25 protein-coding genes and 1 pseudogene are annotated in these 24,614 nt (G+C 62.7%); 23 read left to right on the forward strand and 3 right to left on the reverse strand.

Annotation, left to right across the window (positions count from 1 at the left end; all coding sequences use genetic code 11):
• Window positions 1-175 precede the first annotated feature (175 nt).
• The 8 genes and pseudogenes from ACP7BY_RS17060 to ACP7BY_RS17095 all read left to right on the forward strand — a co-directional run bounded on the left by ACP7BY_RS17060 (window position 176) and on the right by ACP7BY_RS17095 (window position 9,356).
• The gene (locus ACP7BY_RS17060) at window positions 176-2,557 is read left to right on the forward strand and encodes a phosphoketolase family protein (RefSeq protein WP_033963140.1); all 2,382 of its coding nucleotides are present in this window, start codon (window positions 176-178) and stop codon (window positions 2,555-2,557) included.
• A gap of 158 nt (window positions 2,558-2,715) precedes the next feature.
• Window positions 2,716-4,476, forward strand: a complete 1,761-nt coding sequence (locus ACP7BY_RS17065; RefSeq protein WP_010405662.1) for a PHA/PHB synthase family protein — start codon at window positions 2,716-2,718, stop codon at window positions 4,474-4,476.
• A gap of 18 nt (window positions 4,477-4,494) precedes the next feature.
• On the forward strand, window positions 4,495-5,901 hold the full coding sequence (locus ACP7BY_RS17070) for a bifunctional enoyl-CoA hydratase/phosphate acetyltransferase (protein ID WP_405053021.1): 1,407 nt from the start codon (window positions 4,495-4,497) through the stop codon (window positions 5,899-5,901).
• Window positions 5,898-7,094: an acetate/propionate family kinase gene (locus tag ACP7BY_RS17075; protein ID WP_033963042.1), complete on the forward strand. Its 1,197-nt coding sequence runs from the start codon at window positions 5,898-5,900 to the stop codon at window positions 7,092-7,094. The genes ACP7BY_RS17070 and ACP7BY_RS17075 overlap by 4 nt, the downstream gene beginning before the upstream one ends.
• Window positions 7,091-7,864, forward strand: a pseudogene (gene fabI, locus ACP7BY_RS17080) (enoyl-ACP reductase FabI). The gene ACP7BY_RS17075 and the pseudogene fabI overlap by 4 nt, the downstream one beginning before the upstream one ends.
• A gap of 373 nt (window positions 7,865-8,237) precedes the next feature.
• Complete coding sequence (locus tag ACP7BY_RS17085) at window positions 8,238-8,516, forward strand: hypothetical protein (RefSeq protein WP_010405671.1); 279 nt, start codon at window positions 8,238-8,240, stop codon at window positions 8,514-8,516.
• Between the two features lie 47 nt (window positions 8,517-8,563).
• Entirely contained in the window at window positions 8,564-8,968 is a 405-nt protein-coding gene (locus ACP7BY_RS17090) for a hypothetical protein (RefSeq protein ID WP_010405672.1), read from the forward strand.
• 118 nt (window positions 8,969-9,086) lie between these two features.
• Window positions 9,087-9,356, forward strand: coding sequence for a hypothetical protein (locus ACP7BY_RS17095; RefSeq protein ID WP_010405673.1), 270 nt, complete (start codon window positions 9,087-9,089; stop codon window positions 9,354-9,356).
• 20 nt (window positions 9,357-9,376) lie between these two features.
• On the opposite strand, the gene ACP7BY_RS17100 is transcribed toward ACP7BY_RS17095, so the two are convergent.
• Window positions 9,377-10,672 (reverse strand): hypothetical protein, encoded by a 1,296-nt coding sequence (locus ACP7BY_RS17100; protein ID WP_029622678.1) that lies wholly within the window; start codon window positions 10,670-10,672, stop codon window positions 9,377-9,379.
• 153 nt (window positions 10,673-10,825) lie between these two features.
• On the opposite strand from ACP7BY_RS17100, the gene ACP7BY_RS17105 reads away from it, so the two are divergent.
• Complete coding sequence (locus ACP7BY_RS17105) at window positions 10,826-11,773, forward strand: lytic transglycosylase domain-containing protein (protein ID WP_137902815.1); 948 nt, start codon at window positions 10,826-10,828, stop codon at window positions 11,771-11,773.
• A gap of 12 nt (window positions 11,774-11,785) precedes the next feature.
• Here ACP7BY_RS17105 and ACP7BY_RS17110 read toward each other — a convergent pair whose 3' ends face one another.
• Together ACP7BY_RS17110 and ACP7BY_RS17115 are read right to left on the reverse strand one after the other, a co-directional pair.
• A complete protein-coding gene (locus ACP7BY_RS17110) occupies window positions 11,786-12,316 on the reverse strand; it encodes a helix-turn-helix domain-containing protein (RefSeq protein ID WP_010405676.1) in 531 nt (176 codons plus the stop codon).
• A 104-nt stretch (window positions 12,317-12,420) separates the two neighbouring features.
• Window positions 12,421-12,894: a hypothetical protein gene (locus ACP7BY_RS17115; RefSeq protein WP_010405677.1), complete on the reverse strand. Its 474-nt coding sequence runs from the start codon at window positions 12,892-12,894 to the stop codon at window positions 12,421-12,423.
• Window positions 12,895-13,250: 356 nt separating this feature from the next.
• Here ACP7BY_RS17115 and ACP7BY_RS17120 point away from each other — a divergent pair, with 356 nt between their 5' ends.
• Genes ACP7BY_RS17120 through traU form a run of 14 tightly spaced genes read left to right on the forward strand, consistent with a single transcriptional unit; the run spans window position 13,251 to window position 24,605 of the window.
• A complete protein-coding gene (locus tag ACP7BY_RS17120; protein WP_010405679.1) occupies window positions 13,251-13,571 on the forward strand; it encodes a TrbC/VirB2 family protein in 321 nt (106 codons plus the stop codon).
• Between the two features lie 58 nt (window positions 13,572-13,629).
• Entirely contained in the window at window positions 13,630-13,920 is a 291-nt protein-coding gene (traL, locus tag ACP7BY_RS17125; RefSeq protein ID WP_010405680.1) for a type IV conjugative transfer system protein TraL, read from the forward strand.
• A gap of 1 nt (window position 13,921) precedes the next feature.
• Window positions 13,922-14,488: a type IV conjugative transfer system protein TraE gene (locus ACP7BY_RS17130; protein WP_029622679.1), complete on the forward strand. Its 567-nt coding sequence runs from the start codon at window positions 13,922-13,924 to the stop codon at window positions 14,486-14,488.
• The gene (locus ACP7BY_RS17135; RefSeq protein ID WP_010405683.1) at window positions 14,488-15,291 is read left to right on the forward strand and encodes a type-F conjugative transfer system secretin TraK; all 804 of its coding nucleotides are present in this window, start codon (window positions 14,488-14,490) and stop codon (window positions 15,289-15,291) included. Before ACP7BY_RS17130 ends, ACP7BY_RS17135 begins: the two co-directional genes overlap by 1 nt.
• A 1-nt stretch (window position 15,292) precedes the next feature.
• Window positions 15,293-16,621: a TraB/VirB10 family protein gene (locus ACP7BY_RS17140; RefSeq protein ID WP_010405685.1), complete on the forward strand. Its 1,329-nt coding sequence runs from the start codon at window positions 15,293-15,295 to the stop codon at window positions 16,619-16,621.
• The gene (locus ACP7BY_RS17145; RefSeq protein WP_010405687.1) at window positions 16,608-17,492 is read left to right on the forward strand and encodes a DsbC family protein; all 885 of its coding nucleotides are present in this window, start codon (window positions 16,608-16,610) and stop codon (window positions 17,490-17,492) included. The genes ACP7BY_RS17140 and ACP7BY_RS17145 overlap by 14 nt, the downstream gene beginning before the upstream one ends.
• Complete coding sequence (traV, locus tag ACP7BY_RS17150; protein WP_010405688.1) at window positions 17,489-18,505, forward strand: type IV conjugative transfer system lipoprotein TraV; 1,017 nt, start codon at window positions 17,489-17,491, stop codon at window positions 18,503-18,505. Before ACP7BY_RS17145 ends, traV begins: the two co-directional genes overlap by 4 nt.
• 1 nt (window position 18,506) lies before the next feature.
• Window positions 18,507-21,098 carry a type IV secretion system protein TraC gene (traC, locus tag ACP7BY_RS17155; protein ID WP_010405690.1) on the forward strand — a complete coding sequence of 864 codons (2,592 nt, stop codon included), beginning with the start codon at window positions 18,507-18,509 and terminating at the stop codon, window positions 21,096-21,098.
• A gap of 4 nt (window positions 21,099-21,102) precedes the next feature.
• Window positions 21,103-21,468: a hypothetical protein gene (locus tag ACP7BY_RS17160; protein WP_010405691.1), complete on the forward strand. Its 366-nt coding sequence runs from the start codon at window positions 21,103-21,105 to the stop codon at window positions 21,466-21,468.
• The gene (locus ACP7BY_RS17165; protein ID WP_010405693.1) at window positions 21,461-22,147 is read left to right on the forward strand and encodes a type-F conjugative transfer system protein TrbI; all 687 of its coding nucleotides are present in this window, start codon (window positions 21,461-21,463) and stop codon (window positions 22,145-22,147) included. The genes ACP7BY_RS17160 and ACP7BY_RS17165 overlap by 8 nt, the downstream gene beginning before the upstream one ends.
• Entirely contained in the window at window positions 22,128-22,664 is a 537-nt protein-coding gene (locus tag ACP7BY_RS17170) for a S26 family signal peptidase (protein ID WP_010405695.1), read from the forward strand. Before ACP7BY_RS17165 ends, ACP7BY_RS17170 begins: the two co-directional genes overlap by 20 nt.
• Complete coding sequence (traW, locus tag ACP7BY_RS17175) at window positions 22,661-23,317, forward strand: type-F conjugative transfer system protein TraW (protein WP_010405697.1); 657 nt, start codon at window positions 22,661-22,663, stop codon at window positions 23,315-23,317. The genes ACP7BY_RS17170 and traW overlap by 4 nt, the downstream gene beginning before the upstream one ends.
• Window positions 23,317-23,586, forward strand: a complete 270-nt coding sequence (locus ACP7BY_RS17180) for a hypothetical protein (RefSeq protein WP_010405700.1) — start codon at window positions 23,317-23,319, stop codon at window positions 23,584-23,586. The genes traW and ACP7BY_RS17180 overlap by 1 nt, the downstream gene beginning before the upstream one ends.
• A complete protein-coding gene (gene traU, locus ACP7BY_RS17185; protein WP_010405703.1) occupies window positions 23,583-24,605 on the forward strand; it encodes a conjugal transfer pilus assembly protein TraU in 1,023 nt (340 codons plus the stop codon). The genes ACP7BY_RS17180 and traU overlap by 4 nt, the downstream gene beginning before the upstream one ends.
• Window positions 24,606-24,614 lie beyond the last annotated feature (9 nt).

The raw sequence follows: 24,614 nt of genomic DNA on the forward strand, positions 1-24,614 counted from the left end.
ATAAGTGTGCGGCACTGCCATCCGTATCAATACGCATGTTGCGAGCGGTCTGCGCCATTCATGGGTGCGCAAGCAGTTCGAGCGCTGCGCGGTGGCGCATCAGCGTTCCGGCATTACACCAGCTCCGGCTAGGCGGCCGGGAACCCATGCCTTTTCAGTTTCAGGAAGAATGACCATGGACCCGCAGCCCGAGGCAAATGGCCAGCCACTCTCCAGCGATGAGATCGGCCTGATCCACGCCTGGTGGCGCGCCGCCAATTACCTCTCGGTTGGGCAGATTTATCTTCTCGATAATCCGCTGCTCCGCGAACCGCTCAAGATGGATCACGTCAAGCCGCGGCTGCTTGGACACTGGGGTACGACCCCCGGGCTTAACTTCCTCTATGTGCACCTCAATCGTGTCATCAAGGCGCGCGGCCTCAATGCGCTCTTCATCGCCGGGCCTGGTCATGGCGCACCAGGTGTCGTCGCCAACACATGGCTCGAGGGCACCTATAGCGAGGTCTATCCTGCCATCGGTCCCGACGAAGATGGCCTGCGCCAGCTTTTCCGGCAATTCTCCTTCCCTGGCGGCATTCCCAGTCATGCGTCACCCGATACGCCCGGTTCAATCCATGAAGGTGGTGAACTGGGTTATTCGCTTCTGCATGCGTTTGGCGCCGCCTTCGACAATCCCGATCTGATCGTTGCTTGCGTCGTCGGCGACGGCGAAGCGGAGACCGGACCGCTGGCGACCTCGTGGCACAGCAACAAGTTCCTTAATCCCGCGACCGACGGGGCCGTTCTGCCAATCCTGCATCTCAACGGTTACAAGATCGCAAGTCCGACTGTCCTTGCGCGCATTTCGCACACCGAGCTCGACGCGCTGTTTCGCGGTTATGGCTACCTGCCGATCTTGGTCGACGGCGAGGAGCCGGACGCGATGCACCAGGCGATGGCGGCCGCGCTAGACGATGCGGTCGATCGGATACACGCGATCCAGAAGGCCACGCGCGAAGGTGGGGTCACGACGCGTCCGCTCTGGCCGATGATCGTCCTGCGCAGCATGAAGGGTTGGACCGGGCCCAAGATCGTCGACGGGCAGAAGAGTGAAGGCTTCTGGCGCGCGCACCAGGTTCCGTTCACGATGGACAAGCCCGAGCATCTTGGGCTGCTCGAGGAATGGATGCGCAGCTACCATCCGGAAGAACTGTTCGACGATGGCGGGCGGCTTCGGCCCGAAATCGCGTCTCTGGCTCCGCGCGGCGACCGGCGGATGAGTGCCAATCCGCATGCCAATGGCGGGGCTCTAATGCGCCCTCTGCGGTTACCCGACTTCGCGTCCTACGCGGTCCCGGTCGTTCATCCCGGCCAGACCGACGGCGAGGCGACCCAGGTGATGGGCACGTTCCTGCGCGACGTGATGCGGGAGAACGCCCAAGCCCGCAACTTCCGCGTTTTCGGCCCGGACGAGACAGCATCCAACCGGTTGCAGACGATCTTCGAAGCCACCGACCGGAGTTGGGATGCGGAGACGATTGCGGACGATGTCCATCTCGATCCCAGCGGACGCGTCATGGAGGTGCTGAGCGAACATTGCTGCCAGGGATGGCTGGAAGGCTATCTGCTGACGGGCCGCCACGGCCTGTTTTCCTGCTACGAGGCGTTCATCCACATCGTCGATTCGATGGTCAACCAGCACGCCAAATGGCTGAAGACGGCAAAGGAGGTGCCTTGGCGTCGCCCGATCGCTTCGCTCAATTATCTGCTGACCTCTCACGTCTGGCGCCAGGATCATAATGGCTTCAGCCATCAGGATCCCGGATTTGTCGATCATGTCGTCAACAAGAAGGCTGACATCGTGCGGGTCTATTTCCCGCCCGACGCCAATACCCTGCTTTTTGTCACCGACCATTGCCTGCGCAGCTGGGACCGAATCAATGTCATCGTCGCCGGCAAGCAACCTTCGCCCCAGTGGCTCGACATGAATGCGGCGATCAAGCACTGCACGCGCGGCATCGGTATCTGGGATTGGGCCAGCAACGATCGCAGCGGAGAGCCGGATGTCGTCATGGCGTGTGCTGGCGACGTTCCTACGCTGGAGACACTGGCCGCGGTCGGCCTGTTGCGCATGCAACTCCCCGACCTTAAGGTCCGCGTCGTCAACGTCGTCGATCTGATGACGTTGCAGCCCAACAGCCAGCACCCTCATGGGCTCAGCGACAGCGCGTTCGACGCGCTCTTCACGACGGATAAGCCGGTAATCTTCGCCTATCATGGTTATCCGGCACTAATTCATCGGCTCACCTACAAGCGCACCAACCACCAGAATATCCACGTCCACGGGTTCGAAGAGGAGGGCTCGACGACGACGCCTTTCGACATGGTGGTCCGCAACCATCTCGACCGCTTCCATCTCATGGGGAAGGTTATCGACCATGTGGAGCTGCCCGATAGCGCGGCCGCCTACGCCAAGCAGACGATCGATGATCAGCTGGTCGAGCACAAGCGGTACATTGCGGCACACGGGATCGATATGCCTGCCGTTCGCGACTGGCGGTGGCCCTCCGGAGCCTGATGGGTCACCGAGACGGGCGGTTTGGGAGAGCCGCGCCCCGGGAGACATGGCAGGCATTCTGCGCGTGCGCTCGTTAACGGACAAGCATATGGGGACATTACGTAATGTTGTTTCGAGCCATGCCGGGCATGCCGCGACGTCCCCCGGAGAAACGCTCCATGATCGATACGTCCGCAGACTGTGCCAAGTGCGACCCGCTCGACGGCATCGCCCAGACGCTCGACCATGCCTCGGCCGCGGCAATCGCGCAGATGACCTCTGGCCTGTCGCCGGTGACAATGATGCAGGCGGGGCTGGACTGGTGTGCTCATCTCACCATATCGCCGGGCAAGCGGCTGCAGCTTGCCGGCAAGGCAGGGCGAAAGGTCCAGCGGATTACCGATTATGCCGTGCGACGCGTGGGGCAGGTCGATGCCGCGCCGGCGATCGAGCCGCTACCGCAGGACCGGCGCTTTATCGGTCCGGCCTGGCGGCAGTTCCCTTTCGACCTGATCTCGCAATCCTTCCTTCTCACGCAGCAATGGTGGCATGCGGCGACCACCGGCATCAGCGGCGTGTCCAGGCATCATGAAGAGATGGTGGCGTTCGCGGCACGGCAGATGCTCGACGTCATCGCGCCAACCAACTTCTTCGCGACCAATCCCGTGCTCCAGCGCAAGATCATCGAGACCGGTGGTGAGTGCCTGGTCGAGGGTGCGAAGCATTGGATGGAGGATGCGGAGCGGCGCGCCCGAGGCGAGCCGCCCTTAGGGACGGAGGCGTTCCGCGCCGGGGAGACGGTCGCGGTCACGCCCGGCAAGGTGGTGTTCCGCAATGCGCTGGTGGAGCTCATCCAATATGCGCCGACGACCGGGATCGTCCGCCCCGAGCCGATCCTCATCGTTCCCGCCTGGATCATGAAATATTACATCTTCGACCTCTCGCCGGAAAACTCCCTGATCCGCTGGCTGGTGGCCGAGGGCTATACCGTGTTCGTCCTGTCCTGGCATAATCCCGTGAGCGCCGATCGTGATCTCGACATCGACGCCTATCGACGCCTCGGACCGATGGCGGCGCTCGACGTTGTCACGGCGATCACGGGCTCGGCCAAGGTCCACGGTGTCGGCTATTGTCTCGGCGGGACGCTGCTGGCGATCACCGCATCGGCCATGGCCCGCGACGGAGATGAACGCTTGGCGTCGCTCAGCCTGTTCGCCGCACAGACCGAGTTCAGCGAGCCGGGCGAACTCGGCCTGTTCATCGACGAGGCACAGCTCAATCTGCTCGACAACATGATGTGGAGCCGTGGCTATCTTGACAGCCAACAGATGGGCGGCGCCTTCCAGATTTTGCGATCCAACGACCTGATCTGGTCGCAGATCCTCGGCACCTATCTGATGGGCGAGCGCGAACCCATGACCGACCTGATGGCATGGAATGCGGACGGAACGCGCATGCCCTACGCCATGCACAGCGAATATCTGCGCACGCTCTTTCTCGACGACGATCTTGCCGAAGGCCGGTTCAAGGTCGAGGGCCGCACGATCACGCTTTCGTCGCTGCGTCAGCAAATCTTTGTAGTGGGGACAGATCGCGATCATGTCGCACCCTGGCGGTCGGTCCACAAGCTGCACTGGCTGAGCAGCGCCGAGATTCGCTTCGTCCTGGCCAGCGGCGGGCACAATGCCGGCATCGTTTCCGAGCCCGGGCATCGCCACCGCAGCTATCATGTCGCGACCCGCGTCCTTGACGGCCCCGCGCTCGATCCGGATGATTGGCTGGACCAGGCCGAGGCGCACGAGGGATCGTGGTGGCCCGAATGGGCGGCTTGGCTCGGCGACCATTCGGGCCGTCCGCAGGCGCCGCCGCCGATGGGCAATGCTGAAAAGAGCCTGACGCCGCTCTGCGACGCACCCGGCCAGTATGTGCTGGAGCGCTGAGCGGTGAGCAGCCTCGAGATGATCGAGAATCGGACCTTCGACGAAATCGTCGTGGGCGAGACCGCGAGCGTGACGCGCACTCTGGGCGAACAGGACATTCAGCTGTTTGCCCTGGTCTCGGGCGACGTCAACCCGGCTCATCTTGATGCCGAATATGCCGCCGGTGACATGTTCGGGCGGGTGATCGCGCACGGCCTATGGGGTGGTGGTCTGATCTCCGCCGTGCTCGGCACGCAGCTCCCGGGGCCGGGCGCGATCTATCTGAGCCAAAGCCTTCGGTTCAAGCGACCCGTAGGGCTGGGGGACACGATTATCGCGTCGGTCACGGTACGCGAGAAGCGCGCCGAGCATCATATCGTCGTCTTCGACTGTTGCTGCATCAACCAGGCCGGCGAGGAGGTGATCAGCGGCGAGGCCGAGGTCAAAGCGCCAACCGAGAAGGTAAGGCGCCCGCGCATGGCGCTGCCCGATATCCAGCTCTCGGATCATGACGGCTTCCGCCGGCTGATCGAGATGACGAGAAGCGGCGAGCCCGTTCCCACGGCGATCGCACATCCCTGCACCGCCGCCGCGATCCTGGCTGCGGCAGCCGCGACCGAAGCCGGCCTGATCGTGCCGATCCTGATCGGCCCCGAGGCCCGCATCCATGCGGCTGCCATGGACGCCGGCAAGGATATCGGTGCCTTCCGCCTGATCGATGTGCCCCACAGCCATGCCGCCGCGACGCGCGCGGTCGAACTGGTCCGCTCGGGCGAAGCGCTGCTGCTGATGAAGGGATCGCTGCACACCGACGAACTCATGGGTGCTGTCGTTCCGGCTGCGACGGGCCTGCGAACCGAGCGCCGCATCAGCCATGCCTATCTGCTGGACGTGCCCGGGCATCCGGCGCCGCTCATCATCACCGACGCGGCGATCAACATCGAGCCGAGCCTGGAAGACAAGGCCGATATCATCCGCAATGCGATCGACCTCGCGCATGTCATCGGCATCGCCTGTCCGAAGGTTGCGATCTTGTCTGCCGTGGAGACGGTCAATCCGGCGATCCGCTCGACGCTCGATGCGGCCGCCTTGTGTAAGATGGCCGATCGCGGGCAGATCATCGGCGGCGTCCTTGACGGCCCGCTCGCCTTCGACAACGCCATCAGCGAGAAGGCGGCAAAGGACAAGGGCATCGTCTCCCCCGTTGCAGGGCGCGCCGAAGTCCTCGTCGTTCCCAATCTGGAAGCCGGCAATATGCTCGCCAAGCAGCTGACCTTTCTCGGCGGCGCGGACGCGGCCGGCGTGGTGCTGGGCGCGCGGGTACCCATCATTCTTACCAGCCGGGCGGATTCGCTCCGCACCAGCGTAGCGTCCTGCGCAATCGCGGTGTTGCTGGCGCGAGCCACTCCCAAGGCCACGCCCGGCCCGATCGCGAAGCGTTCATGAAGGCGATCGTCAGTCTCAATGCCGGCTCGTCGAGCATCAAGTTCGCGCTCTATCGCTTGTCGGGTGGACAGCTCGACTTCGATGCGGGCGGCAAGATCGAGGGTATCGGCACTAGCCCCCGGCTCCTCGCGCGCGACTCGGGTGGCGAGACCATCGTGGAAAAGACGTGGCCGGGCGGGGACGCACTCTCCCACAAGAATCTGCTTGAGGACCTCTTTGCCTGGGCGGTAACCCAATTGGGAGACCGCAAGGTCACCGCGATCGGCCATCGTATCGTCCATGGCGGCGTCTGCTTCGCCGGGCCGCAGATCATCGATGATACTTTGCTGGATGCGTTGGAAGCCCTCATCCCACTGGCGCCGCTCCATCAGCCGCATAACCTCGCCGCAGTCCAGGCCTTGCGCGTGCTGGCGCCTTTGCTCCCGCAGATCGCCTGCTTCGATACCGCTTTCCACCATGGCATGCCGCCATTGGCGACGCGCCTGCCGATTCCGCGCGCCTTTCACTGCCAGGGCGTGCGCCGGTATGGCTTCCACGGTCTGTCCTACGAATACATCGCGGGCCGCCTCCGCGAGATCGACCCTGCTCTGGCCGCAGGCCGCGTCATCGCGGCGCACCTAGGCAACGGTGCGAGCATGTGCGCAATGCGTGCCGGCGCGAGCGTCGATACGACAATGGGCTTCACGGCGCTTGACGGATTGATGATGGGCACGCGCTCGGGGGCGATCGACCCTGGCGTGGTGCTTCATCTTCAGACTCAGGTCGGTATGGCCGCACAGGCGGTGGAGACGTTGCTCTACGAGCAATCGGGCCTGCTCGGTGTGTCCGGGATTTCAGGCGATATGCGTACGTTGCATGCAAGCGACGCGCCGGAAGCGAAGGAGGCGGTAGCCCTCTTCGTCCAGCAAGCCGGCCGTCAGGCTGCCGCTCTCATTCCCGCGCTCGGCGGTCTCGACGGCCTCGTCTTTACCGCCGGCATTGGCGAGAATGATTCGATGATCCGGGCTGCGATTTGCGAGCGCCTGGCCTGGGCTGGGGTGATGCTTGATCCCGACGCCAATGCGACGAACGCGCCTGTCATCAGCGCGCCGGACAGCAAGGTGATCGTACGCGTCATCCCAACCGATGAGGAACGCGTGATCGCCGATCACGTCGTCGCGCTTCTCGAACCTGGTGCAGGGGCTCAGCTATGAAGCCGCTCGTCGACCTTTCGGGCAAGCGCGGGCTGATTGTCGGGATCGCCAACGAAAGCAGTATTGCGGCCGGGTGCGCGGAGGCTTTTGCACATTGCGGCGCGCGGCTGGCCGCAACGTATCTCAACGAGAAGGCGAAAAGCCATGTCGCCCCCCGTCGCCGAACAGCTCGGCATCGAGTGGATGGCACCATGCGACGTGCGGGTTCCGGGTGAGCTGGAAGCGCTGTTCGAACAGGTCAGATCGCATTGGGCGGGCTCGACTTCCTGCTGCACTCGATCGCCTATGCGCCGCGCGAGGATCTTCATGGCCGCGTCGTCGACAGTTCGGCCGAGGGCTTTGCGACCGCGATGGACGTGTCGTGCCACAGCTTCCTGCGCATGGCACGGATTTCCGAACCGCTGATGACCGATGGCGGCTGTCTGCTTTGTGTCACCTTCTACGGCTCGGAACTGGTCGTGGAGAATTACAACCTGATGGGGCCTGTGAAGGCTGCCCTGGAAAGCGTGACGCGCTATGTGGCGGCAGAACTCGGACCCAAGGGCATCCGGGCGCATGCGATCTCGCCGGGGCCGATCGCCACGCGCGCGGCAAGTGGCCTGGAAAGGTTCGACGAACTGCTCGAACGCGCCGCCGCCAGCGCACCGGCCCGCCACCGCGTCGATATCGCAGACGTTGGCGCGCTGGCGGCGTTTCTGGTCAGCGACGCCGCACATCGCATCACCGGCACCATCATCCCGGTCGATGGTGGTCAGCACTTGCTGGCATGACGGTCATCGACAGTGGGGCGGGCATTTGGCGGACTATCGATGTGCAGCCGGCCGGTCAGCCGGCGAAACTGGTGCTATCGCGGCCGTCGAAATTGGTTCCGTTCGAAGTAAACGTTTCCGCAGTTCCATGAGGGATCGTTCCTCGGGCTGCGTATTAGAAATTATGTGCTGGAGGCTACATGGAGGATTTGGATCCGTTGCTGGCGCTCCTGAGGAGCGGTCGCGCACGCTGCGATAGCCGTCGCCGTTGTCGAGACGCTGATCTACCGCGCGGGATCCACAGCATCAGACAGGCGCCGTACCGTGCGAGGCCTCAGGGAATTGCGGTAGACCTCTTTTTGCCGATCGGCTTTGGTTGCTAGGGAGCGAGACTGTGGAGGCGACCGTTCTGGTGATTATACACCAAGGCGCGGAGTTCATTACGATCCACGACAACCATGCGGCGGCGCACGCCGCTCTCGTGGAGTTCGTCGTCAGTCGATGGCCCGAACAACTCGGTGAGAGGCCCGCCCTGATGGCTTCGCGAGAGGAAGACCATCTCCATCGATTCTTCGCGGCGGAGGAAGACTTTTATATCATTGCCGAGACAGAATTGGCTGATCTCGAGGCGCAGCTCGAATCACTTTGTCGGGGTAAATGTGCCAACTTTTGAGCGAACCCATAGGAGCGGCGCGGCGCCTGGCCCTGGGGCATAGAGAAATGTTCGAGTGCCTCATTCTCGGCGACAGCATCGGTGTGGGTATGGCGCAAGCGATCAATGCGCGTCGTGCCTTGCACTGCGATGTCATGGCAGTCGAGCGCGCCTCCGCCGAGCAGATTCTGGCATGGCGTAAACCTGCAAAGAACTATGGTATGACCATCATGGCAATTGGCTCCAACGACCCACCAAGACGGACATTGCAGCGCGGTCTCGCCGAGATCAGGCGACGCATCAGCACAAGGCGCGTGATTTGGCTGCTGCCATATTCTCGGCCTACGGCTTATGCGGTGACTTCGGTAGCACTCATATTCGGCGACGAGACGTTGGATCTGGGTCGCTTCCCAACGCGAGATCGGGTTCACCCCCTTCGCTATGGTGACGTGGCCAGCGCGTTGCTAAAATGAGGTTGTTACATCGGTCAGGCTAGCCGAGATGTTGCCGTCTCGACGATCGCCTTCGGCGGAATCGATCCTCGAATGAGAACGTCGAGGCATTACGCGTGTGGAGATTGGAGTTTTGCTTATGACAACTCTGTCTCAAGCAGAGATCGCCAACTGGCTCGCGCTTTACGCGGCGGCAGGTGTGTGTTGCGGCCTGGCCGTGATGCTGTCTGTCGCAACGTCAATCTATGATCTGTATCGCGAGCGGGCCTGGCTCGGGCTGAAGTCGACCGGCGATGTGCTGCGCTTTCTGCCAAGAACCTGGTGGCGTTGGCAGAAGAGCTACTTGTTATCGACGCCCGTGACGCTGCTCATCGTCGGATCATTCGCCGCGACGCTGACTTGGAACTGAAGGCCGCGGCCGTCCTCGCTTCAACCTAACAGCGCGTAGGCCAGAATACTTCCGACGTGTCCGGCTTCCAGATCCTCCGGCGTGATACAGACGACGGGGGCGATCTGCGCCATTCTCGGGTGGGTGGCGGCCTTGGAGGCCAGATATTCCTCGTTGGAAAATCCCATCGCCTCAACGATGAGCGTCCGGATTTCGCCTGTGCGTCGCGAGCGCGCCTCAAGCATGAAATCAGGCCGGCAAGAGCCGAGCGGTGTTAGTCTGTCGAATACCGGCTTCTCGATCGCAATGTCGATGCCTTCACGGTCCAAGGCGTAGCGCGCACCAAGAAGCGCCCGCAACATGCTTCGCTCAAATTCTGAATCGACGGGGATGAAGCGGTTGCCGGAGAAAACGGGCTGAGCATAGGCTCTCAAAGGCGCATAGCCATGGGCCTCGGGATATTCGCCGATCACCACGATGATGAGAAAAGGGCCCTTGATGTGATTGCCACGTACCGACGGTGACTGAATTCGGTTTGCAACGGAAATCGGATCCGACCCAGCTGGAAAGATGGTCGATCCCCGAAACCCTTTTGCGAAGACCGTCAGAAAGCCTTGGGGTGCATGCCCGCGAGGCCATGTTCGGGCGAGCTCGCGGATGCCAGCGTATGCGCGCTTGCTGTGAAGAGCCTTGGCGTGTGTCCACAGTGCCCGGCCGAGTTCGATGCCTGGCGCGATCTCGACCTTTCCCGCCGCCGCGGTCAGTGCTTCGAATTCATGCGTGATCGAGCGTTCCGTCGACTCCTCTGAGATCGGGGCGGAGAAGTTGAGGCCGGAGACGTTCAAAAGGCGCCAGAGCAGGCGCGCCAACCTGGGCATGGAGGCGTTCCGGGTACGATCGTCACTGCTCTCCTCGTCCGGCCGTTGAGCAAGCTTCTCGGGAGCGGGCCGCAGGACCTCGAAGTAGCCGACGGGCGGGTCGACCGGTGTTTCGGGATTGCGGACTTCGCTGATGCGGTTGGTCGCCTGGTCACGAAAGAAGGGGCAGGTTGGAAGGTGTTCGGCGCGCTTCGAGCCGGTAAGCCGGCGCAGATAGTAGGTTTCGGCCTCTGAAAGGAATGCAGGCGTGAGCATCGGGGGCTCGCGATCGCTGCCAAGGCAGTCGCATGCGAGCCATTTCTCGCCGATGCGCGCCTGCTGGACAAGCATGATGCCGGCCTCTTCGTCAGGCCGGGAGCCCTCGCCGGCATACCACCGGACTAGCGCTTTCCGAAGCGGGCCGGGGAGGGGGATACGGGCCTTGCTAAGCCCGTCGCTATGGCGATCGATCAACCACATGGACGCGCCTGTCGGTACGGGTTTCGGTGATGCTTGCCGAGCCGGGATGCATTGACAACCCCATTCGCCGGATCTCAACTTTTCAAAATCGCGGTTTTGGAGGTTGAGATGCGATCACTTCTACTGAGATGCGTGGTGCTTTGGGTCGGTAGCATGGTTGCCTCTTATGCTTCCGCAGAGCCGGTGAAGCCGACAAGAACGGCGCAGCTCATCGTGATGTCGGCCGGCCGGCCGCCACCGACAGAGGTCGCAGAAGGCCAGCAGGCGCTCGCGAGTGAAGAGAAAGGCGGCGGGGCGAGGTCAACAGGCATTTCGGAGTCCAATGCTCCCTTTAGGGTCCATGATCTGAGCCGCGGATGGGTCGAATTCGAGATGAGGAACAGCTTTGCGTCCGCTGGCCTGTCAGCGGTGCCCGCTGATACCGAAATTGACCCCTTTGCGCATGTGGGCGTCGCCCGGGTCGGAGTTGCATCGCTGCAGACGGCCGCACCAGCACCGCCAGCAATTCCAATTCCTCCGTGGATGCGGAGCGGAATGGCCTTTGCTGCCGCTGCGACGCAATACGCACCAGGATGTGGTGTGAGCGCGTATCGCCCGGCTGGCTTCCTGAGCACCGCGGCCGAAAACCGGCGGTTCGGCTACTATGCGCTGATGAGCAGTATCGCATGCGAGTATGGGATTCCGACGGGCCTGTTCGACGCGATGATTATTAGGGAAAGCGGCTACCAAGCATCCATCTACTCCTCGAAGAACGCATTTGGATTGACGCAGCTGATGCCGGATACGGCGCAGGGCCTGGGTGTCGATCGCTACGATCTCGAGCAGAATCTGCGCGGCGGAGCCAAATATCTGAAGCAGCAACTCGACCGCTTCGGTCAGGTGCACTTGGCGTTGGCCGCCTACAATGCTGGTCCCGGGCGCGTGCGCAACGGCTTCGTGCCGCGCATCGCCGAGACCCAAGCCTATGTCGAAAGCGTGCTGCTGAACTGGCGCCGTTTGGCCGGCGTTCCAGAAGCGGCAAATCTTGGGATGGACGCCTCGCAACAATCCAGGCGCCCGATGCCCGCAGTTGGTCGTGCCGTCAGAGTTTCGACCTTTTGAAGACCATGCGCGCTATAGTCCGATACGGCTGGTCTCGGTCAGCTCCGCCCTGCGGGCCAGAATCCTCGTGACTTCCTTTACCAGCTTTTCGACCACGGCCTCCTTGAGGGGAGTCGCCCATTCGCGTCGGATTTCGGTGCCATCGATGCCCTCGATCTCGTCAAGAGCCTGGATAAGCCTGGAAGGCAAGCCACTGAAGAGTTCAGACAGCATCAGGAGGAGCGTCGTAAAGCGTTCGTCGTAGAGCATATCTGGATCGATTTGCGATTCGACGCTGATAATCGCTTGGATGATACTGATGCCCATCGCCGCAAGGATCTTTTGAAATTCCACCAGGGAAATGTTCGGCCGCTTTCTGGGATCGCTATGCAACAGCAATCCAAGCCTGCTTTTGCTGATGCCCGCCCTTAACGAGAGCTCACGGATATGCAGGCCTCGCTCAGCCATCGCCTTCCGGATCATCATGACATAGTCGCGCGGCTCCTTATCCTCGAGACGATCAGAACTGTCGGAAACCGCGTCCGTGGCAAGTGACGACTTCACACTGCCCCCCCGATCCAAGTGCTTGGGATCAAGTGAGCAAATCATAGCACCCCAGCATTAGCAAGGCGTGGTGGACGTGAGAAATTGTGGTTTCTATAAATTAACTATTTGAAAGGTAAAACATTTCCTTCTCGGGATTGGCCGGAATGCTTATCGTCTCCATTCTGGTTGAATTCGCCAAGACCCATGCGATCGAGCACTTCAGCGGCCTTTCTCTCGGCGACATAGTCGAAGAGCAAGACTGACAATGCGTCGCCGACCGTCATGTCTGATCCGAGCTTCCGGCAGAGATGCTCGCGCGTTTGATCCAGACTCTCGGCGCTGGTCTTCAGGATGTCGAGGCTGATGTGAATATCCCCATCGGTCGGTATGGCATGAAAGTGCTTTCGCAGCGTGTCGGGCCTGTGTTCCTCCCCGCAATTTTTCGTTTCAGCGCGACAGTTCACGAGGTTCGCCAGCGTCTGGTACTGGCGTGTCTCGTTCGAATGAAGGCGCAGGCTCTCAGTCGTCAAACGGAAGAGATCGATGGAAATATCCAGAACGTAGTTGCGGTTGTCCGCACTCATGTTCTCACCCATGACGTTCGATCCCCGCGCTAACGCGAACCCGTCCAGCGCCCCCACCGTGAATGATACGCAGAAACGCGCGCAGCATCGAGTCCAAACAGCGACTCGGTGAAGTGGACACCAAATGATCGTCCGTTCGGCCGTCCCTGCATCGGGACATGGCTTCCTGGAAAGCTGGACAGGACGTCCCGGGATCTGGGACGCGCCGTCCCGTTGCGGGGTCGGCGCGTCTCGGAGTCGCAGGCTCAACCATCATTCCTCCCGGAATCCCCGCCTCGGTCCGAGGGCATCGTTGCCGCCCGGATTTGATTGGCCTCACCTTTCAATCGGGCGCGGTTCCGTCGCGTTCGAATTGAAGGGAAACTCTCATGCAGTCTGTCCTCAAGTACAGCGGTCGTGCGGAGCTGGCGGTCTTCGCCCTCATCGCACTCGCGCTCGCTCTGTTCCTGTTCGCCGGTCCGGCATTCGCCGGCGCCGATACGACGTTCGACACCGCCCTGACGAAGTTCACCGACTTCCTCGAGGGCTCGGGCGGCAAGATCATCACCGTCCTCTCGCTCGCCGGCGGCATCGTAGCGCTCGCTTCGGGGCGTTTCTCGATGGGCCAGATCGCCATCCCGGTCGGCGTCGGCGTCGGCGCGGGTACCGGCATTCCGATCGTCACCTCCACCGTCACGGCAACGATCTGAAGGGTCCGACAGTCGGTCGGAATAGCAGATCCGGCCGGCTTTTGGAGAGGGTGGTGCAATGGCCGCGGACAAGTACGTCATACCGTCTCATCTAGACGACCCTGAGCTAATCGGGCTGTGGACGCTAGATGAATTCCTGGCGATGGTTATTCCGTTCGTCTGGGGAATCCTGTCTCAGCACATTCTCATTGGCGTCGTTCTTTCGGGTGCGGGTTGGTGGGGACTGAAGAAGGCTAAGGCAGGGCGGGCGACGTCTTGGCTCCTCCATCTGGCCTATTGGCATCTTCCTGCCGGCTTCACCGGCATGAGGGCCACACCACCCTCCTATCTCCGATTGATGGCCGGGTAAGATGGAGATCTCCCACACTCACGCTCAAAGCCAACGGGTCCTGCGGCAGCGCAATCTCCTCGTGATTGTGTCGGTGGTCCTGGGAGTCCTCGCCGGGATCCTGTTGCTGGTCACCGCGACCCGCGACCGCGAGATCGTGCTGCAGCCTGTCCTGGCGCGGCCCTTGGCCGTCAGCAGCTCAGGGGTCTCTCGCGAGTATCTCGAACTGATAACCCGCGACACAGCGGTGCTGACCCTGGACCGAAGCCCTGCCAACCTTGAATATTGGATGAAGTCGGTCCTCGAGATCACGGCGCCGAGCGCGCAGGGGAAGATCCGCGGCGACCTCATGAAGATCGTCAACGAGCAGCGCGGCTCCTCGATCGCGCAGTTCTTCACGATCCAGACGATGGAAATCGATCCGAAGAACCTGTGGTCCACGGTCACTGGGGATCTGCACACGATCGTCGGGAACAAGGTCGTTTCGAGCGAGCGCCGGACCTTCCGCTTCGATTGGCAATATTCCGGACTGTCCCTGAAGCTTGTCGGCTTTGGAATGGTGACGACCGGCAAGGAAAAGGATCAGTGATGTCGGTCTACGCCATTGGCAGCGCCGCGACCGGTGCCGTCTTCCTCTCCCGCTATTACTGCTATCTGAGCCGTATCATTGGCGCGTCACTGGTCGCGTTATCATTCTTCCTCATCGCGGGGCCGGCATGGGCAGACCAAACGGTAATGGCGTCCGACGGCAGCCAGGTCGACTGCGCCGCCTCGGCAAAAGACCTCACCAGGATCAGCCTCGTCGAGGATGAATTCGCCTCGGTCTCGAAAATCTCGACGGGCAATCCCGCCGACGACTTTTCGGTCGTGAACGAGCCGGTCCGCGGCGACATCTATCTGTCGGTGCCGGAAGGGTTCGGCCGTCAGGCCCTTTCCTTTTTCGCGACCAGCAAGCGGGGTTATGTCTACAAGTTCGTCTGCCGCATCGCGGGCGAACAGGCGGTCCAGGTATTCATCTCGAACCCGACCATCGCGAAGGACAAGGCGGGCGATGCGACACCGCAGTTAGCAGCGGCAAATCCGCAGGAAACGGCCGTCGAGCTCGTTCAGGCCATGTACTCGAACAGCGTCGTCGATGGCTATGAGATGCGCCAACGGGCGCTTCGGCCGGTCTATGTCGGCACGCTTAAAGTCCAGATGATCGCCGAATATCGCGGCACCGATCTCACCGGCCGCGTGCTTCGCATCGAGAACAAGGGCCCGGCGCCGGTGACGCTGACCGAAGCGACGGTCGCGCCATCGAGCGCGCTGGCAGTGTCGATCGCAGAGCCGAAGCTCGATCCAGGGAAGGTCACGACGGCCTACCTCGTCTCGCAAAACGGGAGGCAGTGACATGGCTTTGGCCGATATCTTCCGGCGCAAGCGCGCGCCTCTCGATGGAGGACCAGAGGAGGAGGGCGTCTCTCCGGTCTCTAGCGATCTGACCGCGAACGAGAGCGTCCGCAAAAAGCAGCGGCTGTTGCTTGCGGGCGTCGCTGGCGCCGGGCTCATCGCCTCCTCGTTTTGGATCTTCGGCGACGACGGCGGAAAATCTGCTTCCACCGATAGCGATCCCGCCAAGGTCGAAGTCTCGACCAAAGACATGGTCAACAAGAACCTCAACCAGCAGGAGTGGATGGCGCTCTCGGAAAATCAGATGCAGTCGGTCGAAAACCAGCTGAAATCGGTCAACGGGCAGCAGCAACGGGTCGACCAGCTCGCCCAGCAACTCGAACAGCTGAAAGGCGAGAATCAGGCGATGCGCGCCGATGGCGCGCGGGTGCTTTCAGCTTACCAGGCGGAGAATGACCAACTGAGGCGGCAGGTCGCCTCCAAGACTACGGCTCTCCCGCCGGCACCCGGGCCCTCTGGGATGTATGGTCCGAACGGCGTCCAGAATTACCAACGCCCCGATGCCAGCCCCGCCGGACGGCCGATGCCCATCGGCAGCGGCGCTGAGGTCAAGATGGTCAGCTTTCAGACGGCCGACACCGGCACGGCCACGCGCGTCGCGAAGGGAACCACGACTTACAGCGATAGTATCAACTATCTGCCGCCGAACAGCTTCGCGAGCGCCAAGGTCATCGTCGGCGTCGACGCGAGCGCCGGGGTCAACAGCCAGACTGATCCGTTGCCCGTAGTTCTCCGCGTCACAGGGCCTGCGCGCTCGGTCTACCAGAATGGCAAGCTGCTCACGACCAAGATCGAAGGCTGCCTCATCAACGGCGCGGCGCGCGGCGATCTGTCGAGTGAGAAGGTCTACGTAAAGCTTCAGAAGATGACCTGCCCGCAACCTGGCGGTCGCTACGCGGTGTCTGAGGTCAAAGGTTTCATTGCCTTCGGCGGCAAGACCGGAGTCCGCGGCCGCGTCGTCAGCCGCGAAGGATCTCTCGCGATGCAGGCCTTCCTGGCCGGTCTGGTCAGTGGCGGCGGCAACGCGCTCAACACCGCCTTCAACCAGCCCTTGGCGACCATCGCCCGCGATGGCGAGGGCAGCATCAACCGCACGCCCAATTTCGGCAGCGTCGGCCTGCGCGCGCTCGGCGGCGGTGCCGCGGAGTCCGGCAAGGACGTCTCGAAATATCTGATCGAGCGCGCCGAGCAATATCAGCCTGTGATCGAGATGCCGACCGGCATCGATGTCGAAATCGTCTTCCTGGAGGGTGTGTATGTCCGCAATTGATCGACTGCGTAAGCTGCGCCTTTTCACACGGCGGGCTCCCGTCCTGGCGGCGATCGGCGCGATCGGCGTGGCTAGCATCGCACTGGCCGCCGATGTGGCGGGTCCAGACGAAGCAAAGGTTACGGGTCTCCTGAAGGCGCGTCTGCCGAAGACGGAAGTCTCCAAGGTCAATTGCGAGAAAATCGAAGGGCTCTGCGAGGTCACCGCGGGCGCGAACCTCTTCTACGTCAATCACGGTGCTCGTTATCTTATCATCGGCCGCGTCTACGACATGGAGACGCGCCAGGATCTGACGGCGGCCCGGCTACTCGAGATCAACCCCGACATGTTGGTCGGCGGGGCTGCGAAAGCAAATGCCGCGGCAGCTGCCGGCGGCGAGGAGGGCGGGGGGGAAGTTACGAGCGCTTCAGCCAGTGCCGGGCGGACTACGGTCCCCACGCGCCCTGCCATGCTTAACCTGACCGGCTTGCCGAACGAGGGCGCGATCGTCTGGGGTAATAAGACGGCCAAACAAAGCGTCACCATCTTCACGGATTTCCGCTGCGGCTATTGCCGCGCGCTCACCAACGTCTTGCGCGGTATGGACGTGAAGGTCGTGGAGCGACCGATCTCGGTCCTCGGCAGCCGAGACATTGCCGATCGCGTCTACTGCTCCAAGAACCAGGAACAGGCGCTTTATGCCGCTTACGCGGGAGAGCCGTTCAAAGCGCCCGCGGCCTGCGACACCAAGGGCCTCGATGCCAATGAGAAGTTTGCCCAGAAGCACGGCCTGAACGCAACGCCTATCATCGTCCGCAGCGACGGTGCAATCCTCGAAGGCTATCGGCCGAAGGAGTTCCTCGAGGCCTGGCTCAGGGGAGCGAAGTCGTGAGCCGGCGGCTGGGTCGATCCCACCGATCACCGCTCCTACTCGGATCGGCCGCTCTGGCAGCGCTGGCTCTGCTCAGTGGCTGCGCGACGTTCGGCAGCAATGTGCGGGGCAGCTTCTCTTGCGCTGCGCCCGATGGCATCTGCGCGCCCTCTTCATCGATCGACGACCGCGCGCTGGCGATGATCGCAGGTGAGAGTGCAGGCGGGGACGCAACGCCCGCCGGACCTTATATGGAAACCCGCCCGAAGGCGCGGGCGTCGCGGACGGCTGCGACCCGGAAGATCGTGCCCGTCGTGCCCCGCGATGCTCGGCGTACCCAGGAGCGGGTGCTTCGGATTGTCTTCCAGCCCTATATCGATGAACGCGGGCGCTTGCACGAGACGAGCGCGGTCCACGCGGTCGTGCAGAGCGGTGAATGGCAGCAACAGTCGCTGGCATCTGCAACGCTTATTCCTGATCGCAATGCGTCCTCGATGAGCGCGATGCCGGAATCGCTCGCAGACGCCGTCGATCGCGCCGACCCTGCGATCGTCGATGTCGCGGCGATCGATCCAGACCTTCCTGATCCTGCGGCGGTGGCCGCCGCGCGGGCGCGCAGTGCCGATCCGGTCGCAGCGATCAAGTCCGACGTTGCGGCTCGTCTAGCCCCCAAGGCGGGCCGCAACGCCCCGGGCCCCGTACCGACCGCGGGAAGGGGCCGGTTGCAGCCGGCGAAGGCACCCACACCAGCGCGGGAGGCCGCTGGCCCAACGGGTAACCCAGGCGCAGCGCCAGCCTTGTCGAAAACGACAATTGCCACTCCGTCCGGTGTGGCGATGGCGCCCAAAACGACCATCGGTGCCGAAGCGATCGCGCGGGTGAAAGCGAGTCCACAATATCAAGCGCAGGCAACCGAGGCTCAAGACGGGGCACGAAGCGCGGTCGGCGCAGGAACGCTGCCGGCAGCCAAGCCAGACGCCAAGCCAGTCGTCCGAGCCGCAGGATTCCCCGCGTCCGTGCCGCAGGAGAATTGAGATGGCGCGGCGCTTTTTCGACGATCTCCTCGCCGGCGTGTTCGGTGACAGCAAGCGTCCCGACGCGCAGCAGCCGGATCTCGCGGTCCCGATGCTCGCGCATTGGCTGCCCTATCGCAGCTACGATCCGAAGACGGGTATCTTCTACAACAGCGCGTCGCGCGGATTTGTGATCGAGGCGGCGCCACTGGTTGGAGCCGACGAGCGCACCGGCGAAATCCTGGCACAGTTCCTATCCGAGGGCATTCCAGCACCGGGATGTTTGCAGTTCCACCAGTGGATGTCACCGCGCATCGGCGAGCGGCTCTCGAAATGGTATCTGCCGCGCTATTCGGCCCGCGGCGTCTACGAACGGATGGCCAAGCACCGCGTCGATTTTCTGACGGACGGTGTCTGGGACTCGTTATCGGCCGACGCGCCATTCTGCCTCCGCAACCACCGTGTCGCAATTTCTTACTCGACCCCAGAATCGTCGAGCGTGTCTGTCGAGCAGATCGTCTCGGTGATGGAAGGGATCATCTCTTCGCTTGCGTCGATCAACGTCGCGGCGCGCACGATGGACCCGGTGGCACTGATCGGATGGATCGACGACATCACGTCGCCGACCACCGCCGCCGGCGATGACGCCGTCAGCTACAATCCGCTCGATCCGATCGCGGACCAGGCGATCCGCCGCGACATCGAGTTGCAGGTCGAGCCGGACCGGATGTTGCTACGGACCGAGCGCTTCCGGCCGACCGGAAAGACGGTCAAGGGCGCGCCGGAGATCGGCGAAATCTATCCCGACGTGTTCGATGTCCGGTCGTTTTCTGTCCGCAATCTGCCGACGCGCTGGGCGCCGTGGGACGTGGCGCGTCTGATCGGTGACATGTTCACCGACAAGCTCCGCATGCCGTGTCCGGTCGCGACGAACCTTTGCATCGATTTCCCCGACGCCCAGGCCTCGACCAACAAGGCGAGCTACAAGTTCATGCGGACGACGAGCCTCGCCGATTCAAAGTCGTCGAGATTCCTGCCACAGTTGCGCGACCAATCTCAGGAGTGGCGCTACGTCAACGAGGAGATCCGGCAGGGTCGCAAGCTCGTCCGGGTATTTTTTAGCGTCACCGCCTTTTCGCCCAAGGGCAGGGGTGACAGCAACGAGCGCGTGCTCAAGTCGGTATATCGGGCTGCAGGCTGGGACCTGCTCGACGACCGCTACCTGCAGGTCATGGGGCTGCTCTGCGCGATGCCGATGACGATGGCCAACGGCCTGTCGAAGGACCTCGAGCGCATGAAGCGGATGCGAACGCTGCTCACCACGACGGCGGCCAATCTGGCACCGATTCAGGGCGAATATCTGGGCGGCCAGATACCCCATTTGCTGTTGATCGGCCGGCGTGGCCAGCCCTTCTTCTGGAGCCCGTTCGAGAATGCCGCCGGCAACCACAATGTCGCGGTCTTCGGCAAGTCGGGTTCAGGCAAGTCGGTCGCGCTCCAGGAGCTGTGCGGCTCGCTCTGCGGCGCCGGTGCGAAGGTGGTCGTGATCGACGACGGCCGCTCGTTCGAGCACTCGGCAAAGCTGCAGGGCGGCGCCTTCGTCGAATTCACAATGAGCTCGGGCTTCTGCCTCAATCCCTTCTCGATGATCGACCAGGCTCAGGCTGCTGAGGACGAAGACTATCTCCTCGACTGCATGGCGATGCTCAAAGCGATCATCAATCAGATGTCGCGCCACATCAACGTGCTCGATGACACCGAGCGAGGCCTGATCGACGGTGCGGTCAACCAAGTCTGGGAGGAGCATGGCAGCAAGGGCTCGATCGATCTGGTGATCGCAGCCCTGGAGGCGACCGGCAACGTGCTGGCATCCAATCTCGGGATCGCGATGCGGCCCTTCTCGTCGGGAGGCACGTACGGGCGCTTTTTTCAGGGTGAAGTCTCGTTCGAGCTGCAAGCGCAGCTCACCGTCTTCGAACTGTCTGACCTGTCGGCGCGCGAGGAACTGCGCAGCGTCGTGCTGACCGCGATCATGTTCATGTCGCAGCAGATGATGCGCAAACTTGATCGCTCGATCCCCAAGGCGCTTCTGCTCGACGAGGCGTGGCAGATGCTCCGTGGCGGCGCGATGGCCGACTTCATCGAGACCTATGCTCGCACTTGCCGGAAATACGGCGCGTCGCTGGTCACCGCGACCCAGTCACTCAATGATTACTACAAGTCGGCCGGCTCGATCGCCGCGCTCGAGAACTCGGACTGGTTCGTCATCCTCCAGCAAAAGCCGGAGACGATCGCGGATTTCAAGAAGCACGATCGCTTCGAGATGGACGATTACACCGACGCCTTGCTGCGGTCGCTGAAGCGCAATGGCTTCGAATATTCGGACATCATGATCAAAGGGCCCGATACGCTCGCTGTCGGCCGCCTCGTGCTCGATCCCTATTCGGCCACGCTCTTCTCCTCGAGCCCGAGGACATTCGCTGCGATCGACGCGCTGATCGCAGAGGGCATGAGCATGGACGAAGCGATCGAGCGGATCGCCTTTCCCGACAATCCCGAAAAATGGGTGAGCAATCTCGTCGAGGCGGACGAGATCGCGATCGCCGCGGAGTAGGATCATGGCGACGGACGCTGACGATGTGACGACCTCCATTACGCGCAAGGGCAGGTTGACGGCGGCCGAGTGGCGGTCCGTCCTCTACTTCACGCTCCATGGGTTTGGATTCTTAGGTAGCACGTTGCTGATCACCTGGGGGCTGTTCTTCCTGTTCTTCCTCGCGATCGGGGGCTTCTCCTTCGACGGCTTCATCCACCAGCTCAACAATTTCACCACGCGCTATGTCGCCGCCGATCAGGCCCGGACCGGCGCATTTCTCAACATTTTCGCGATCGCGCACATGATCCTCTCGGCGGCCATCATCACCTTCCGCCGGGATCGCATCCTGCCCGACCGCACGCAGGAAGGGACCCGCGATCATGGCTGATCAACCCGAACTCGACCTCCCGCCCGCACCTCCCGCGTCCCAAGCCGCGCTTCCAAAGCGCCGGGTTGGCTTTGGAGGCTTCACGCGACAGCAGATCATCATCGGCCTGGTCATGTTGGCGCTGTTGATCTGGGGGATGTGGGTCACGCGCGCTCTCACGGCGCCGAAGCAGGATCACATCGTCTCGGCCAGGCTGTCGGCGCTGGTGGGCGATTATGTCGAGGCCCAGCGATTTTCGGGCTCACCGCCCGATCGGGTCCAGGCCGAGATGAGGGCTTTCATGTCTTCGCTCGACAAGGAGCTGCAACGCCGGAGCGAGGGCGGGCAAGTCGTGCTGGTCGGCGAGGCGGTCCTCACCAAGAATGTGCCGGACATCACGGAGAGCCTGAAGAAGGCGGTGTTCGCGTCCGGGGTTCCGGAGCCGAAACGCGTTTCCGTCGAGCAGCTGCAGCGCATGCAGGAGCTGTCGGCCGCTCAGGCTGCTCTCATCGCCGCGCGGCAACCGCCCTTGGCACCGTCGGGACAGATCGACCCTATGGCTGGTGCGCAGGCGATCTCTCCGCAGGATCCGTCCGCCAGCGGTTCGTTCGCGCAACCGTTGCCGCAGCCGGCGCCTGGGCAGGTGTCCGGACCGTCGGTCTCAACCTTTGGAGGCCCCGATGGCAACGGCGGTCAGTGAGCTCTCCGCCCCACGCTGGCGGCCGCGCAAGCGCCTGTGGGCGATGCTGGTCGTTGCGCTCGTCGGAACGGGGCTAGTTAGTGCGATGAGCTCATGGCGCGACGGCCACGTCTTCCTCATCAACGCGAGCGATTCCCTCCCCAATTGGGCTTTCCTCATCCGCCGGCACCAACCGCCGGCGCGCGGCGACTACGTGTTCTTCGATCCGCCGCAGAGCGCGCTTCTGCGCCGCCATTTTGGGACGAAACCTCAGATGTTCGGCAAGATCGTCTATGGCATGCCGGGCGATGTGGTCGCGCACCGCGGAATGGTCGTGACGATCAACGGCAAGCCCATCGGGCAGATGAAACCGCTCACGCGCTTTGGCGAGCCACTGACGCCGGGCGCGGAGGGCGCGATCCCCTCGGGTTGCTATTATGCCGGGTCTCCCCACCGCGATGGGTTCGACAGCCGTTACGCCGAAATCGGTTTCGTCTGCGGCCGCCAGATTGTCGGTGTCGGGGAGCCCGTGCTGTGAAGCGGCTGCTCGGCGTTGGTGGAGCGGCCGTGCTCCTCGGTATAGCCGCCTTTGCCATGAGCCCTGCGCGCATCGAGGCGCGTGACTATGGGCAGACTGGCCAGGCCTTCCCGGTCATCGAGCCGGATCTGCTTTCGACGATCGAAGCGCGGTTGAAACGCGCTGAGGCGACCGGCGAACTCGCGCGCACCAACGAGATGTTCGCCAAGCGCGTCGAAGCGAAGGTTCGGCGACCCACTCCCGTTGCGGGTCTTTCACCTGCGACCGAGACCAGAGACTGGACCTATGACCCGACTGTCCAGCTCGAGCACGATATTCGTGACCAGAAGGGCAACCTCATCGGCCGCGCCGGACAGCGCATCAATCCGCTCGACTTCGTCGCGATCAAACAGGCGCTCGTGTTCGTCGATGGCGACGATGCAAATCAGATCGCCTGGGCCACGAGCCGGTACACCGATCTCAATGCCAAGATCATTTTCGTCAGCGGCTCGCCAATCGAGGAGATGACGAACCGGAAACGCCGCTTCTACTTCGACCAGGAGGGCAAGCTCACCTCACGTTTCGGCATCGAACACACGCCCGCGGTCGTGCAGCAGAACGGTCGCGTGATGCGAGTGTCCGAGCAGGTGCTAAAGAAGGGGAGGGCCGGCTGATGCCGCTTTGGCTCGATCTTCTTCGAACGCCGATGGCTGCACCGGAGACCCCGGTGCTTCGTCGCATGCGGTTCACCTGGCAGGCGCTATGCCTCACTAGCGCGCTCGTCGTTGGTCTCTTCTCGCCGCTCCGCCACGCGATTGGCCGCGTGGCGCCAATCGGCGCCGCCCTGATCCTGTTCGCGACCGCCGCACACACCTGTCTTTACCTGCTCCGAAAGCAGCGCGCCGACCGAGCTTTCCTTGAAAGCGTGGGAGGCGGCGAATGACCGGGCTGCCTCGCCGCCTGTTCGGCCTCTTCGCGTTCTTGCTTGCGATGATCGCTCTGGCGCCCCCGGCAACCGCGGCCGGGCCGACCTGCAGTGGCAAGTTCGTCAATCCGATCACCGATGTCTGCTGGTCCTGCCTCTTCCCGCTGTCCGTCGGCGCCTTGAGGATTTGGCCGAGCAGCCGTCCCGATCCCAGCAATCCCGCGTCGCCGATCTGCGCCTGCGCCGACCCGCTCCCTCGCATCGGCATATCGGTCGGGTTCTGGGAGCCGGCGCGCCTCGCGGATGTGACGATGAAGCCGTGGTGTTTCCCCAACCTTGGCGGCATCCGGATCGCGCCCGGATTCGATATCGGTCAGGGCTATCTGACCGGGCCGTCCATGGTCGGCGGCCGCTCTCAAAGTACGGCAAAATGGCACGTCCACTGGTATGTCTATCCGCTTCTCTACTGGATGGAGATCCTGACCGACTTCGCCTGTTTCGAGCAGGCGTCGTTCGATATCGCCTACATGACCGAAGTCGACCCGCTCTGGCAGGATGACTCGCTGGCAGCGCTCATCAATCCCGAGGCGATCGTCTTCGCCAATCCCATCGCGCAGGCTGCCTGCGCCGGCGATTGCATCGCCGGCACCGTCCATCTGCCACTCGATCCGCTGTTCTGGTGCGCCGGCTGTCAGGGCTCGATGTATCCGCTCAACGGGAACATCCCGTCCTCGATCGGGCACGTCCAGTCCTCGCGGCTCGCGCTCTCGCGGTTCGCTTTCAAGATGCACCGTGAGGCGCTTGCCTGGGGGACGATGGGATCGGCCGGGCTCTGCAAGAAGTATCTGATGCCGATCATGCGCAAGCAGCAATATCGCTTCCAGATGGTCAACCCGATCCCGACCGTGAGCGGGCGCTTCGCCTGCTCCGCTATCGGTGCTTCCACCATGCCGCCCGACGCTGGACGTGCCTATCCCGCCGGCGGCGAGGACATGGGCTACCTCGTCTGGCGCAAGCGCAATTGCTGCGTGCTCTAGGGGGTCTGA

Source organism: Sphingomonas sp. PSPC2-2 (genome assembly GCF_049897725.1).
GTDB lineage: Bacteria > Pseudomonadota > Alphaproteobacteria > Sphingomonadales > Sphingomonadaceae > Sphingomonas.

Coding starts and splice junctions, on each gene's coding strand:
- ACP7BY_RS17090 (WP_010405672.1), top strand. CDS start 8,564: ATGTTCGAGTGCCTCATTCTCGGCGACAGCATCGGTGTGGGTATGGCG.
- traL (WP_010405680.1), top strand. CDS start 13,630: ATGGCCGCGGACAAGTACGTCATACCGTCTCATCTAGACGACCCTGAG.
- ACP7BY_RS17065 (WP_010405662.1), top strand. CDS start 2,716: ATGATCGATACGTCCGCAGACTGTGCCAAGTGCGACCCGCTCGACGGC.
- ACP7BY_RS17165 (WP_010405693.1), top strand. CDS start 21,461: ATGGCTGATCAACCCGAACTCGACCTCCCGCCCGCACCTCCCGCGTCC.
- ACP7BY_RS17115 (WP_010405677.1), bottom strand. CDS start 12,894: ATGGGTGAGAACATGAGTGCGGACAACCGCAACTACGTTCTGGATATT.
- traC (WP_010405690.1), top strand. CDS start 18,507: ATGGCGCGGCGCTTTTTCGACGATCTCCTCGCCGGCGTGTTCGGTGAC.
- ACP7BY_RS17100 (WP_029622678.1), bottom strand. CDS start 10,672: ATGTGGTTGATCGATCGCCATAGCGACGGGCTTAGCAAGGCCCGTATC.
- ACP7BY_RS17070 (WP_405053021.1), top strand. CDS start 4,495: ATGATCGAGAATCGGACCTTCGACGAAATCGTCGTGGGCGAGACCGCG.
- ACP7BY_RS17135 (WP_010405683.1), top strand. CDS start 14,488: ATGTCGGTCTACGCCATTGGCAGCGCCGCGACCGGTGCCGTCTTCCTC.
- ACP7BY_RS17075 (WP_033963042.1), top strand. CDS start 5,898: ATGAAGGCGATCGTCAGTCTCAATGCCGGCTCGTCGAGCATCAAGTTC.
- ACP7BY_RS17160 (WP_010405691.1), top strand. CDS start 21,103: ATGGCGACGGACGCTGACGATGTGACGACCTCCATTACGCGCAAGGGC.
- ACP7BY_RS17060 (WP_033963140.1), top strand. CDS start 176: ATGGACCCGCAGCCCGAGGCAAATGGCCAGCCACTCTCCAGCGATGAG.
- ACP7BY_RS17140 (WP_010405685.1), top strand. CDS start 15,293: ATGGCTTTGGCCGATATCTTCCGGCGCAAGCGCGCGCCTCTCGATGGA.
- ACP7BY_RS17170 (WP_010405695.1), top strand. CDS start 22,128: ATGGCAACGGCGGTCAGTGAGCTCTCCGCCCCACGCTGGCGGCCGCGC.
- ACP7BY_RS17180 (WP_010405700.1), top strand. CDS start 23,317: ATGCCGCTTTGGCTCGATCTTCTTCGAACGCCGATGGCTGCACCGGAG.
- ACP7BY_RS17105 (WP_137902815.1), top strand. CDS start 10,826: ATGGTTGCCTCTTATGCTTCCGCAGAGCCGGTGAAGCCGACAAGAACG.
- ACP7BY_RS17120 (WP_010405679.1), top strand. CDS start 13,251: ATGCAGTCTGTCCTCAAGTACAGCGGTCGTGCGGAGCTGGCGGTCTTC.
- ACP7BY_RS17145 (WP_010405687.1), top strand. CDS start 16,608: ATGTCCGCAATTGATCGACTGCGTAAGCTGCGCCTTTTCACACGGCGG.
- ACP7BY_RS17130 (WP_029622679.1), top strand. CDS start 13,922: ATGGAGATCTCCCACACTCACGCTCAAAGCCAACGGGTCCTGCGGCAG.
- traU (WP_010405703.1), top strand. CDS start 23,583: ATGACCGGGCTGCCTCGCCGCCTGTTCGGCCTCTTCGCGTTCTTGCTT.
- ACP7BY_RS17095 (WP_010405673.1), top strand. CDS start 9,087: ATGACAACTCTGTCTCAAGCAGAGATCGCCAACTGGCTCGCGCTTTAC.